This window comes from Streptomyces sp. NPDC001507 (assembly GCF_042894765.1).
Taxonomy (GTDB): Bacteria; Actinomycetota; Actinomycetes; order Streptomycetales; family Streptomycetaceae; genus Streptomyces.
Genome location: NZ_JBIAVV010000005.1, coordinates 67,788 through 79,735 on the forward strand (window position 1 = coordinate 67,788; position 11,948 = coordinate 79,735).

Annotated in this window: 12 protein-coding genes; 5 read left to right on the top strand and 7 right to left on the bottom strand. The window is 72.1% G+C overall.

From position 1 onward, the window contains the following. The first annotated feature begins 7 nt into the window (after positions 1 to 7). Positions 8 to 1,456: an NAD(P)H-quinone dehydrogenase gene (locus ACFY0K_RS17535; RefSeq protein ID WP_351959407.1), complete on the top strand. Its 1,449-nt coding sequence runs from the start codon at positions 8 to 10 to the stop codon at positions 1,454 to 1,456. A gap of 166 nt (positions 1,457 to 1,622) precedes the next feature. Further along, positions 1,623 to 2,588: a DeoR/GlpR family DNA-binding transcription regulator gene (locus tag ACFY0K_RS17540; protein WP_390640590.1), complete on the top strand. Its 966-nt coding sequence runs from the start codon at positions 1,623 to 1,625 to the stop codon at positions 2,586 to 2,588. 29 nt (positions 2,589 to 2,617) lie between these two features. Here ACFY0K_RS17540 and ACFY0K_RS17545 read toward each other — a convergent pair whose 3' ends face one another. Continuing rightward, positions 2,618 to 3,205, bottom strand: coding sequence for a TetR/AcrR family transcriptional regulator (locus ACFY0K_RS17545; RefSeq protein ID WP_390640591.1), 588 nt, complete (start codon positions 3,203 to 3,205; stop codon positions 2,618 to 2,620). Positions 3,206 to 3,294: 89 nt separating this feature from the next. After that, the gene (locus ACFY0K_RS17550) at positions 3,295 to 5,067 is read right to left on the bottom strand and encodes an acetyl/propionyl/methylcrotonyl-CoA carboxylase subunit alpha (RefSeq protein ID WP_390640592.1); all 1,773 of its coding nucleotides are present in this window, start codon (positions 5,065 to 5,067) and stop codon (positions 3,295 to 3,297) included. Between the two features lie 431 nt (positions 5,068 to 5,498). Between ACFY0K_RS17550 and ACFY0K_RS17555 the strand changes: the two genes are divergently transcribed. Further along, positions 5,499 to 6,047 (top strand): hypothetical protein, encoded by a 549-nt coding sequence (locus ACFY0K_RS17555; protein WP_390640953.1) that lies wholly within the window; start codon positions 5,499 to 5,501, stop codon positions 6,045 to 6,047. On the opposite strand, the gene ACFY0K_RS17560 is transcribed toward ACFY0K_RS17555, so the two are convergent. The 4 genes from ACFY0K_RS17560 to ACFY0K_RS17575 all read right to left on the bottom strand — a co-directional run bounded on the left by ACFY0K_RS17560 (position 6,019) and on the right by ACFY0K_RS17575 (position 8,710). Beyond that, positions 6,019 to 6,621 (bottom strand): nucleoside triphosphate pyrophosphatase, encoded by a 603-nt coding sequence (locus ACFY0K_RS17560; protein WP_351959411.1) that lies wholly within the window; start codon positions 6,619 to 6,621, stop codon positions 6,019 to 6,021. The genes ACFY0K_RS17555 and ACFY0K_RS17560 overlap by 29 nt on opposite strands. Before the next feature lie 37 nt (positions 6,622 to 6,658). Continuing rightward, positions 6,659 to 6,787, bottom strand: coding sequence for a morphogenic membrane protein MmpB (mmpB, locus tag ACFY0K_RS17565; protein WP_093499434.1), 129 nt, complete (start codon positions 6,785 to 6,787; stop codon positions 6,659 to 6,661). Positions 6,788 to 6,898: 111 nt separating this feature from the next. Beyond that, entirely contained in the window at positions 6,899 to 7,108 is a 210-nt protein-coding gene (locus tag ACFY0K_RS17570) for an acyl-CoA carboxylase epsilon subunit (protein WP_351959412.1), read from the bottom strand. A 9-nt stretch (positions 7,109 to 7,117) separates the two neighbouring features. Then, a complete protein-coding gene (locus ACFY0K_RS17575; protein ID WP_390640593.1) occupies positions 7,118 to 8,710 on the bottom strand; it encodes an acyl-CoA carboxylase subunit beta in 1,593 nt (530 codons plus the stop codon). A 110-nt stretch (positions 8,711 to 8,820) separates the two neighbouring features. On the opposite strand from ACFY0K_RS17575, the gene ACFY0K_RS17580 reads away from it, so the two are divergent. Continuing rightward, positions 8,821 to 9,696 carry a biotin--[acetyl-CoA-carboxylase] ligase gene (locus tag ACFY0K_RS17580; protein WP_390640594.1) on the top strand — a complete coding sequence of 292 codons (876 nt, stop codon included), beginning with the start codon at positions 8,821 to 8,823 and terminating at the stop codon, positions 9,694 to 9,696. A 279-nt stretch (positions 9,697 to 9,975) separates the two neighbouring features. Continuing rightward, positions 9,976 to 11,091, top strand: coding sequence for an adenylate/guanylate cyclase domain-containing protein (locus ACFY0K_RS17585; protein ID WP_352354669.1), 1,116 nt, complete (start codon positions 9,976 to 9,978; stop codon positions 11,089 to 11,091). A 59-nt stretch (positions 11,092 to 11,150) separates the two neighbouring features. Here the strand turns inward: ACFY0K_RS17585 and ACFY0K_RS17590 are convergent, their stop codons facing one another. After that, positions 11,151 to 11,789 carry a hypothetical protein gene (locus ACFY0K_RS17590; protein WP_390640595.1) on the bottom strand — a complete coding sequence of 213 codons (639 nt, stop codon included), beginning with the start codon at positions 11,787 to 11,789 and terminating at the stop codon, positions 11,151 to 11,153. Positions 11,790 to 11,948: the final 159 nt, after the last annotated feature.

Consider the following 11,948-nt stretch of genomic DNA (forward strand, 5'->3'; position numbering starts at 1 on the left):
CGGGACAATGGAGTACGTGACTCGGATCGTGATCATCGGTGGCGGACCCGGCGGCTATGAAGCGGCGCTGGTGGCCGCGCAGCTCGGCGCGGAGGTGACCGTCGTCGACTGCGACGGTCTGGGCGGAGCGTCGGTGCTGACCGACTGCGTGCCGTCGAAGACCCTTATCGCTACGGCCGAGGTCATGACGACCTTCGATTCGTCGTACGAGGAACTGGGGATCATCGTCGCCGATGACACCCCGCCGCTGGAGCAGGCCGCCCGGGTGGTCGGAGTCGACCTGGGGAAGGTCAACCGGCGTGTGAAGCGGCTTGCGCTGGCGCAGTCGCACGACATCACCGCTTCGGTGACTCGGGCCGGTGCGCGGGTCATGCGGGGGCGTGGGCGGCTGGAGGGCATGCAGGCCCTGGACGGGTCGCGGAAGGTCGTCGTCAGCGCCGCGGACGGCAGTGAGGAGACTCTGGTCGCGGACGCGGTGCTGATCGCGACCGGCGGGCATCCGCGCGAGGTGCCCGACGCCCTGCCCGACGGCGAGCGGATCCTGAACTGGACCCAGGTGTACGACCTGACCGAGCTGCCCGAAGAGCTGATCGTGGTCGGGTCGGGTGTGACCGGTGCCGAGTTCGCCGGTGCGTACCAGGCGCTGGGGTCGCGGGTCACGCTGGTGTCCTCGCGGGACCGGGTGCTGCCGGGTGAGGACCCGGACGCGGCCGCCGTCCTGGAGGATGTCTTCCGGCGCCGGGGCATGAACGTCATGGCGCGGTCGCGGGCGGCCGCGGCGAAGCGGGTCGGGGACCGGGTCGAGGTCACGCTCGCGGACGGCCGGGTCATCAGCGGTTCGCACTGCCTGATGGCCGTCGGTGCCATTCCGAACAGCGCGGGGCTGGGGCTGGAGGAGGCCGGCGTGAAGCTGCGCGACTCCGGGCACATCTGGACCGACAAGGTGTCGCGGACCACGGCTCCGGGGGTGTACGCCGCCGGTGACGTGACGGGTGTGTTCGCGCTGGCGTCGGTGGCCGCCATGCAGGGGCGGATCGCGATGTACCACTTCCTCGGTGACGCGGTGGCTCCGCTGAGCCTGAAGACCGTCTCGTCGAACGTCTTCACCGATCCCGAGATCGCGACGGTGGGCTACACGCAGGCCGACGTGGACGCGGGCAAGATCGACGCCCGCGTGGTGAAGCTGCCGCTGCTGCGCAACCCGCGCGCGAAGATGCAGGGCATCCGGGACGGCTTCGTGAAGATGTTCTGCCGGCCGGGCACCGGGATCGTGGTCGGCGGTGTGGTCGTCTCGCCGCGGGCCTCGGAGCTCATCCATCCGATCTCGATCGCCGTCGACAACAATCTGACGGTCGAACAGATCGCGAACGCGTTCACCGTGTACCCGTCTCTTTCGGGGTCGATCGCCGAGGTGGCGCGGCAGTTGCACACGCGGAAGGCGACCGGGGAAGCCTGACGGCCGGAACCGACTCCCCGCTGGTCACGGGGAGTTGTCGGTCATGCGTGCGGCATAGGCGGGGTGGGTAGGTCCTATACCACTCCTGACCCTGCTGTGCGAACAACTTCTGCTATTCGGCGCAAACTGCTGAAAGCAGACGGTCGTTGGGGTTACTGTCAGTTTCGTGTTCGCTGCAGAACGTCGCCAATTGATCCTCGAAATGGTGCGAGCGAACGGGGCCGTGTCGCTCCGTGAGCTCGCCCGCGTCGTCCAGACCTCCGAAGTGACCGTACGGCGGGACGTGCGCGCACTGGAGGCAGAAGGACTCCTCGACCGCCGGCACGGCGGTGCGGTACTGCCGGGCGGGTTCACGCGGGAGTCCGGCTTTCCGCAGAAATCTCATCTCGCGACCGCCGAGAAGACGGCCATCGCCGATCTCGCCGCGAGCCTCGTCGAAGAGGGCGAGGCCATCGTGGTCGGGGCGGGTACCACCACGCAGGAGCTCGCCCGCCGGCTGGCGAGAGTGCCCGGCCTGACCGTCGTCACCAACTCGCTGCTGGTGGCGCAGGCGCTGGCCCATGCCAACCGGGTCGAGGTCGTGATGACCGGCGGGACGCTCCGCGGGTCCAACTACGCCCTCGTGGGCTCCGGTGCCGAGCAGTCCCTCCAGGGGCTGCGGGTGTCGAAGGCCTTCCTGTCCGGGAGCGGGCTCACCGCCGAGCGGGGGCTGTCCACGTCCAACATGCTGTCGGCGTCCGTCGACCGGGCGCTGGTGCAGGCCGCCGCGGAGGTCGTCATCCTCGCCGACCACACCAAGCTCGGCACGGACACGATGTTCCAGACCGTGCCGACCGATGTCATCACCCGGCTGGTCACCGACGAGCCGCCGCCCCACGACGACCGTGCCGTCACCGAGCTGCAGGCCCTTGCCGACCAGGGGGTGCAGATCGCCGTGGCCGGGGCGTCCGGGAACCCGGGGGGTGATCAGGTCCCGGCGCGCCAGCAGCACCAACAGCGCCGGGACGTCGCCCTGCCGGGGCCGCGGCGCAGCCAGGGGCCGGGGGCGGGGCTGCGGTCGGCTTCGATGCTGGGGGGCGAGCAGCCGACGGGGGGCGAGCGGGGACGGGTCGCTGACATGCGGCGGCGGTGAGGGTGCCCAGGCGCCGCGGGGGCCGGTCGTTACGCGGGTGCGGGTCCGCTGTGGCTGGTCGCGCAGTTACCCGCGCGCGCCTGAGTGAGTCCGCGCAACGTCAGTTCCAGCAATCTGTCTGCAAGATCCGGGTCTCCCGGTGACTCCTCCGCTGCCAGGGCGATGGCGTGGGTGAGTTGGAGCAGGTCGGTGATCCGTACGTCCGCCCTTACCGTGCCCGCGTTCTGGGCGCGGGTCAGCAGGGCGTTGCCCGCCTCCCGCATCGGGGTGCCGCAGCGGGACAGGGCCGAGGTCGGGGTGGCTGACATCAGGGCCCTCGACAGGCCCCGGTACGCCGCCGCATGGGCGACCACCTCGCGGAGCCAGGTCAGCAGGGCCTGGCAGGGGTTGGCCGCGGTCTGCAAGTCGGTGGCCCTGGCCAAAAGTTCGCGCACCGAGTCCTCGAAGACCGCGCTCATCAGGGCGTGCCGGTTCGGGAAGTGGCGGTAGAGGGTGCCGATGCCCACGCCCGCCCGGCGGGCCACGTCCTCCAGCGAGGCGTCCGTGCCGTGCTCGGCGAAGACGGCGCGGGCCTCGGCCAGCAGCCGGTCGTGGTTGCGGCGGGCGTCCGCACGCATGGGGCGTTCCATGTTCCGGGAAGCCGTCCAGAAAGTCGGGTGCCCGGCGAACGGGTGACGTTCGCCGGGCGGTGTGGTGCGGGGTGGCGTCAGTCCTTGATCTCGCAGATCACGGCGCCGGAGGTGAGGGACGCGCCGACCTCGGCCGCGAGGCCCTTGACGGTGCCGGCCTTGTGGGCGTTGAGGGGCTGCTCCATCTTCATCGCCTCGAGAACGACGATCAGCTCACCCTCCTTGACCTCCTGGCCCTCCTCGACCGCGACCTTGACGATCGTGCCCTGCATCGGCGAGGCGAGGGTGTCGCCGGAGGCGGCCGGGCCGGACTTCTTGGCGGCGCGGCGCTTCGGCTTGGCGCCCGCGGCGAGGCCGGTGCGGGCCAGGGTCATGCCCAGGGACGCCGGGAGGGAGACCTCCAGGCGCTTGCCGCCGACCTCGACGACGACCGTCTCGCGGCCGGCCTCCTCCTCGGCCTCGGCGTCGGCCGGGGCGGTGAAGGGCTTGATCTCGTTGACGAACTCGGTCTCGATCCAGCGGGTGTGGACCGTGAAGGGGTCCTCGGAGCCGGTCAGCTCGGGGGCGAACGCCGGGTCACGGACGACGACGCGGTGGAACGGGATCGCCGTGGCCATGCCCTCGACCTGGAACTCGTCCAGGGCACGGGCGGCCCGCTGCAGGGCCTCCGCGCGGGTCCTTCCGGTGATGACCAGCTTGGCCAGCAGGGAGTCCCAGGCGGGGCCGATGACCGAGCCGGCCTCCACGCCCGCGTCCAGGCGGACACCGGGGCCGGAGGGTGCGTCGAAGCGGGTGACCGTGCCGGGGGCGGGCAGGAAGTTGCGGCCCGGGTCCTCGCCGTTGATCCGGAACTCGAACGAATGACCGCGCAGCTCCGGGTCGTCGTAGCCGAGCGCCTCGCCGTCGGCGATCCGGAACATCTCGCGGACCAGGTCGATGCCGGCGACCTCCTCGGTCACCGGGTGCTCGACCTGGAGGCGGGTGTTGACCTCCAGGAAGGAGATCGTGCCGTCCTGGCCGACCAGGAACTCGCAGGTGCCCGCGCCGACGTAGCCGGCCTCCTTGAGGATGGCCTTGGAGGCGCGGTACAGCTCGGCGACCTGGGCGTCGGAGAGGAACGGCGCGGGGGCCTCCTCGACCAGCTTCTGGTGGCGGCGCTGCAGCGAGCAGTCACGGGTGGAGACGACCACCACGTTGCCGTGGGTGTCGGCCAGGCACTGGGTCTCCACGTGCCGCGGACGGTCCAGGTAGCGCTCCACGAAGCACTCGCCGCGGCCGAAGGCGGCCACCGCCTCACGGACGGCGGAGTCGTACAGCTCCGGGACCTCTTCGAGGGTCCGGGCGACCTTCAGCCCGCGCCCGCCGCCGCCGAAGGCCGCCTTGATGGCGATCGGCAGGCCGTGCTCCTCGGCGAACGCCACGACCTCGTCGGCGCCCGAGACCGGGTCCGGGGTGCCGGCCACCAGGGGGGCGCCGGCGCGCTGGGCGATGTGCCGGGCGGCCACCTTGTCGCCCAGGTCGCGGATGGCCTGCGGCGGCGGGCCGATCCAGGTCAGGCCCGCGTCCAGGACCGCCTGCGCGAACTCGGCGTTCTCCGAGAGGAACCCGTAGCCGGGGTGGACGGCGTCCGCGCCGGCTTCGCGGGCGGCGTTGAGGACCTTGGAGATGTCCAGGTAGCTGGTGGCGGGGGTGTCACCGCCCAGGGCGAACGCCTCATCCGCGGCGCGGACGTGCAGAGCGTCCCGGTCCGGTTCCGCGTAGACGGCCACGCTCGCGATCCCGGCGTCCCGGCAGGCCCGGGCCACGCGGACAGCGATTTCGCCACGGTTGGCGATGAGCACCTTGCGCACGATTGAGGCTCCCTCCTTGAAACAAGCCGAGTTTAGGGACTGCCGACACGGCACTTCGACCCGTCCCCAATGGTGACCTTGCCCACACGGAGCGTGATGCGAAGCTCACCCGACCCGCGAAATCCCTTGTCGCACCTCGGTACGCAGGACTCCTTCGGAAAACCCTAGCCCCGTCATGTGGCCAAGGTCTCTGTGAGAGCGTGCCGCGCCCCACTCGGTTTCTTTGTTGAGTCCCTACGAATGGCCCAACGTTTCTTTGCTGCCGACCGGACCCTTGTCCCGCGGTTTACCCGTTAGTAGCGTTCGCGATGCCGAAGAAGGCGCTTCGGCCCGAAGGGCCTCCTTGAGGGGTGGTGGCCGGGCGGCGGGTGGGCGTACTTCAAGTAACACCGGCTCAGGTCCGGGCCGTGAACGAAAGTGGGTGGGGACCGGTGGTGCGCAGACCGGTGGCGTGGGCCGTGGCGGTCATACTCTTCGCCGAGGCATTGGGCATCGCGGCACTCAACTGGTTCATGGGGGTGGTCGTCGACCGCCAGGACATGTCCCTGGCCGGCCTCGACCCGGACAAGATGTCGGTGTCCGCGAAGGCCGGCGCGGTGGTCTTCGGCCTCTACTTCGCGCTGTGCGGCCTGGTGGCGCTGCTGGTCGCCGTCCGCAACCGGCCGCCCGCCGGCCTCGGCCGGGTGCTGCTGATCAGCGTGGCGGTCGTGCACGCCCTCCTGGGCGCCGTGTCGTGGGGGCTGATCGGCTGGCGGGCGTTCCTGTTCATGGTGATCGTCCTCGCGCTCGTCGTCCTGCTGCTGATGACGTACGACCAGGTGGACGGGGCCGGTGGGGCAGGGGCCGGAGCCGACGGCGGGGGCGAGGGCGGTTCCGGACCCGCGGGCGAGCCGGAACCGGAGCCGGGGCCGGCGGCGGAGGCGAAGAACGACACGCCGCCCGCGGGGCCGTTCACTCCACCGGCGCCCACAACTCCGTGATGCCGACGCCGAGCTCCGCCAGGAGCCGGCGGACCAGGGGCAGGCTGATGCCGATCACGTTGCCGTGGTCGCCGTCGATGCCCTCGACGAACGGCGCGCTGCGGCCGTCCAGGGTGAACGCTCCCGCCACGTAGAGGGGTTCGCCGGTGGCGACGTACGCCGCGATCTCCTCGTCGGTGGGCTCGCCGAACCGTACGACCGTGGAGGCGATCGCCGACACCCAGCGCTTGCTCGCCGTGTCCCAGACGCAGTGGCCGGTCTGCAGGGTGCCGGCCCGGCCGCGCATCGACTTCCAGCGGGCGGTGGCCTCCTCGGCGTCGCCCGGCTTGCCGAGGGCGCGGCCGTCGAGGTCGAGGACGGAGTCGCAGCCGATGACGATCGCGCCCTGCACCTCGGGGCGGGCGGCGACCACCGACGCCTTCGCCTCCGCGAGGGCGAGGGCCAGCTCGGCCGGGGTGGGGGCGGTGACGGCCTCCTCGTCGACGCCGCTGACGATCACCTCGGGGGCGAGGCCCGCCTGGCGCAGGAGGTTCAGCCGGGCGGGGGACTGGGAGGCGAGGACGAGTCTGCGCATGGGGGCAGCGTATCGGTGGGGGCCGACAGAGGGTTGCTCACCTCACGCCCAGCACGATCATCAGGACGACCATCACCAGGGCCAGGAAGACGCCGAGCCGCCGGAGGGTGTTCTGCATGTCCTGCAGGTCCTTCGGCGGCTCGTCTTCGGGGTCCGACCACAGCATGTCACCAGCGTGGGGCTTGGCCGGGGGCGGCGCCTGAGTAGGGGTACTCAAATCGGAGCCCGGGGTTGTACTTCTGTGCGCGGTTCCCCGCGCCCCCTGAGTCAGTTGCTCCTAGGCAGGCCAGTAGGTGCGGGTCCATGCGCTCGGGCTTGGCTGGGGGAGGCGTTGCTGGGCGATGCGGCCCGGGTCGGACCAGGCGCTCGTCGGTCGCGGGGTGCCGGGCGGGGCGGCCGCCAGGGCGGCCGCGCGTGCCCTTACGACCGCCAGGGCGGCGGCCAGCTCCTCCGGGGTCGGGTTGCCCCGTATGACCTTGATCGTCACAGCGGCTCCTTAGAGGGGGATGTTGCCGTGCTTCTTCGGGGGCAGGGACTCGCGCTTGGTGCGCAGCTGGCGCAGGCCCCGTACGACGTGGCGGCGGGTGTCCGAGGGCATGATGACGGCGTCGATGTAGCCGCGTTCGGCCGCCGTGTAGGGGTTGAGGAGGGTGTCCTCGTACTCCTGGATGAGCCGCGCCCGGGTGGCCTCGCCCTCTCCCGAGTCCTCCGCCTCCGCGATGGTGCGGCGGTGCAGGATGTTGACCGCGCCCTGGGCGCCCATGACGGCGATCTGGGCGGTCGGCCAGGCGAGGTTGAGGTCGGCGCCCAGGTGCTTGGAGCCCATGACGTCGTAGGCGCCGCCGAAGGCCTTGCGGGTGATGACGGTGATGAGGGGGACGGTGGCCTCGGCGTAGGCGTAGATCAGCTTGGCGCCGCGGCGGATGATGCCGTCGTGCTCCTGGTCGACGCCGGGCAGGAAACCGGGGACGTCGACGAAGGTGATGACCGGGACGTTGAAGGCGTCGCAGGTGCGGACGAAGCGGGAGGCCTTCTCGCTCGCCTTGATGTCCAGGCAGCCGGCGAACTGCATCGGCTGGTTGGCGACGATGCCGACCGGGTGGCCCTCGACGCGGCCGAAGCCGGTGACGATGTTCGGGGCGAACAGGGCCTGCGTCTCGAAGAACTCGCCGTCGTCGAGAACGTGTTCGATCACCGTGTGGATGTCGTACGGCTGGTTCGCGCTGTCCGGGACCAGGGTGTCCAGCTCGCGGTCCTCGTCGGTGACCGTGAGGTCGGCCTCCTCGGGGAAGACCGGGGCCTCGGAGAGGTTGTTGGACGGCAGGTACGACAGCAGCTGCTTGACGTACTCGACGGCGTCCTTCTCGTCGCCGGCCATGTGGTGGGCCACGCCGGAGACGGAGTTGTGGGTCCGGGCGCCGCCCAGCTCCTCGAAGCCGACATCCTCGCCGGTGACCGTCTTGATGACGTCAGGGCCGGTGATGAACATGTGGGACGTCTGGTCGACCATGACCGTGAAGTCGGTGATGGCCGGGGAGTACACGGCACCGCCCGCGCAGGGGCCGACGACGAGCGAGATCTGCGGGATCACGCCGCTCGCGTGGGTGTTGCGGCGGAAGATCTCGCCGTACGCGCCGAGGGAGGCGACCCCCTCCTGGATGCGGGCGCCGCCGGAGTCGTTGATGCCGATGACCGGGCAGCCGGTCTTCAGGGCGAAGTCCATGACCTTCACGATCTTCTGGCCGTAGACCTCGCCGAGGGCGCCGCCGAAGACGGTGAAGTCCTGCGAGAAGACGGCGACGGGACGGCCGTCGACCGTGCCGTACCCGGTGACGACGCCGTCGCCGTAGGGGCGGTTCTTCTCCAGGCCGAAGTTGGTGGAGCGGTGCCGGGCGAACTCGTCCAGCTCGATGAAGGAGCCCTCGTCGAGGAGCAGCTCGATCCGCTCACGGGCCGTCAGCTTGCCCTTGGCGTGCTGCTTCTCGACGGCGCGCTCCGAACCGGCGTGTGTCGCTTCGTGGACACGGCGCTGGAGATCCGCGAGCTTCCCCGCGGTCGTGTGAATGTCGATCTCTTCCGGCTCGGACATCGGGATGCGGCTCCCTGCCTGCTCAAAAGGGGGGACGGTTACTCATCCGTAGCGTAGTGGGGTGCCTACCAAACGGCAGTGCGGCGTACAACACACCTAGGGTGGCTTGCATGACGCCGCGAGACGCAGCAGATGCGAACAACAATCGTTGGTCCGACCTGGACCGTCCACCGCTGAACGGGGCCGGGCTGCGCAGGGACCTGGTGCGGGACGGCGGCCGCGGGGGCCTGTACTGCGACATCGAGGTCGTGGGCCGTACCGGCTCCACCAATTCCGACCTCGTGGCCCGGGCGGTCGCGGGGGACGCCGACGAGGGTGCGGTGCTGGTCGCCGAGGAGCAGACGGCGGGGCGGGGCCGGCTGGACCGGCAGTGGACGGCGCCGCCGCGCTCGGGCCTGTTCTTCTCTGTGCTGCTGAAGCCGGCCGAGGTGCCGGTGGCCCGCTGGGGCTGGCTGCCGCTGCTCACGGGGGTGGCGGTGGCGACGGGGCTGGCGCGGGGCGCGGGCGTCGACACGGCGCTCAAGTGGCCGAACGACCTCCTCGTCACCGTCGGTGACGAGGAACGCAAGGCCGGGGGCATCCTCGCGGAGCGGGCCGGCGAGGACGGGGTGGTGGTCGGCGTCGGCATCAACGTCACGCTCCGCGCGGCCGAGCTGCCGGTGCCGCAGGCCGGTTCGCTGGCGCTGGCCGGGGCGGTGAGCACGGACCGGGAGACGCTGCTGAGAGCCGTCCTGCGCTCCCTGGAGGACTGGTACGGCCGCTGGCGCGCGGCGGGCGGCGATCCGGCCGTGAGCGGGCTCCAGGAGGCCTACGCGGCGGGTTGCGCGACGCTGGGGCGGGCGGTGCGGGCGGAACTGCCCGGGGACCGGGCGCTGGTCGGCGAGGCGGTGGCGGTCGACGGCGACGGCAGGCTGGTGATCGCCACGAAGGAGGGCGTCCAGGAGCCGGTGGGCGCGGGGGACATCGTGCACCTGCGGCCGGCGTGAGGGCGGGTGCGGGCGGGCTGGGGCCGGGGATGGGTCGCTTACCGGCGCTTGCAGGGTGCCTCCCCCAGTCTTCGGCAGGGGGGACCCCCAGCGCCCACCCGTGCCGCGCCCCGTAAGGGGCGCGGGGAACTGCGCGGGCGACCCCCACCGGCCCGCACCCGGAAATCGACCCCTCACCACCCCGATGTCGGCTTACCTCACGAAGTGAGCTACCGCACAGCTGCCGTAGAGTTGAGCCTGGTCGGTATGCGACCGCGGTAGATCGGAAGGGCAGCAGGCGTGACCGTCGACGACACGGGCTCCGGCGAGGGCGCGGACGCCGCCGACTCCGGCGAGGACCCCCTCGCGCTGCGTCTCGAAGGCCTGATCCTCGGGGCCGAGCGCCGCTACACCCCCTTCCAGGCGGCCCGCAGCGCCGGCGTCTCCATGGAGCTGGCGTCGAGGTTCTGGCGGGCGATGGGCTTCGCCGACATCGGCCAGGCCAAGGCGCTGACGGAGGCCGACGTGCTGGCCCTGCGCCGGCTCGCCGGTCTCGTCGAGGCGGGGCTGCTCAGCGAGGCCATGGCCGTGCAGGTGGCGCGGTCCACGGGGCAGACCACCGCCCGTCTGGCCGAGTGGCAGATGGATTCCTTCCTGGAGGGCCTGACCGAGCCGCCCGAGCCGGGCATGACCCGCACCGAGGTCACGTACCCGATCGTCGAACTGCTCCTGCCCGAACTGGAGGAGTTCCTCGTCTACGTCTGGCGCCGCCAGCTCGCCGCCTCGGCGGGGCGGGTCGTGCAGGCCACCGACGACGAGGAGATGGTCGACCGCCGCCTCGCCGTCGGCTTCGCCGACCTCGTGGGGTTCACCCGGCTGACCCGGCGCATGGAGGAGGAGGAACTCGGCGAGCTGGTCGAGGCCTTCGAGACCACCGCCGCCGACCTGGTGGCGGCCCGCGGCGGCCGGCTCATCAAGACCCTCGGCGACGAGGTCCTGTACGCGGCCGACGACGCCGGTGTCGCCGCCGACATCGCGCTGCGCCTGGTGGAGACCATGGCGAACGACGAGACGATGCCGGAGCTGCGGGTCGGCATGGCCTTCGGCACGGTCACCACCCGAATGGGCGATGTCTTCGGAACGACCGTGAACCTCGCCTCCCGCCTCACCTCGATAGCCCCGCGCGACGCCGTGCTCGTGGACAGCGCGTTCGCGGAGGAGCTGATCCGGGTCGGCGAGGCGCCGGCCTCGGAGGCGGCCGCCGCGGAGGAGGCGGCGGCCGCCGAGAAGGAGGGCGAGGAGCCCCCGGTGTACCGCTTCGCGCTGCAGCCGATGTGGCAGCGTCCGGTCCGTGGCCTGGGCGTGGTCGAGCCCTGGCTGCTCACCCGCAGGGACGAGGCGGTCCCGTCCGCATAGGTCCGGCCTCATGGCCCGGCCCCGCCCGGCCTCACAGATCCGGCCTCGCAGATCCCGCGTCAGCCGCTCGGCGCCGCCGCCGCCGCGTCGACGCACAGGCCGATGATCGGGACGCAGAGGCCGGACCCGGCCGGGGTGGAGGGCCGCGGTGCCGGGGTGGGGGCGGGCGTGTTCCCGGGCGGTGCCGAGGTCGGCCGCGGGCTGGCCGAGGGGGCCGGGGTGTTGGGGGCCTCGGGGATGGTGGTCGGGCCCGGGGTGGCCTGTGCGGTGGGCCGGCTCGCGGGCGCGGTCTTCGGGGGTACGTCGGTGGAGGACGTCGTCGGCGCCGGACTCGCCCCGACCGGCAACGAGGTCGGCGAGCGGTCCGGCCGGGGGATGGCGGTGGCGGTGGCGACCGTGACGGCGGCGGGGGCCGACCGGTCCGTCCCGCTGCCCGGATCCAGCCGTGGTTCCGCCTCGGCGGCGCCGGGGCCGCCGGCGCCCGGATCGACGCTCACCCGGACCAGGCTCAGGGCCCCGGCGGCCAGCGCGATACCGCCGGCGACGAGCAGGACCCGGCGGGGGCGGGGACGGCGGTGCCGGCCCCTGGGGTGCGCAACGAAGCGGCGCGGGCCGGCCGGGGTGGGGTCCGTGGCCGACGCCGGCTCCGCTGCCGTGAGGTCGGTGTCTCGCGTCGGCTGCCTCGACGTCTCGCTCATCACGATCCCTCCCCGTGCGCTCGCGCCCCCGATGCGCCATGGCGAGCGCACGTTATGCGCTCCCCTGGGCGGTGCGGCGTGACTTGGGCGGGATGTCACTCGAACGGGTTGCCGGGGTTCGGTGCGGGAACCGGGTGGCCGCTCTTTCCCGTTCGCACC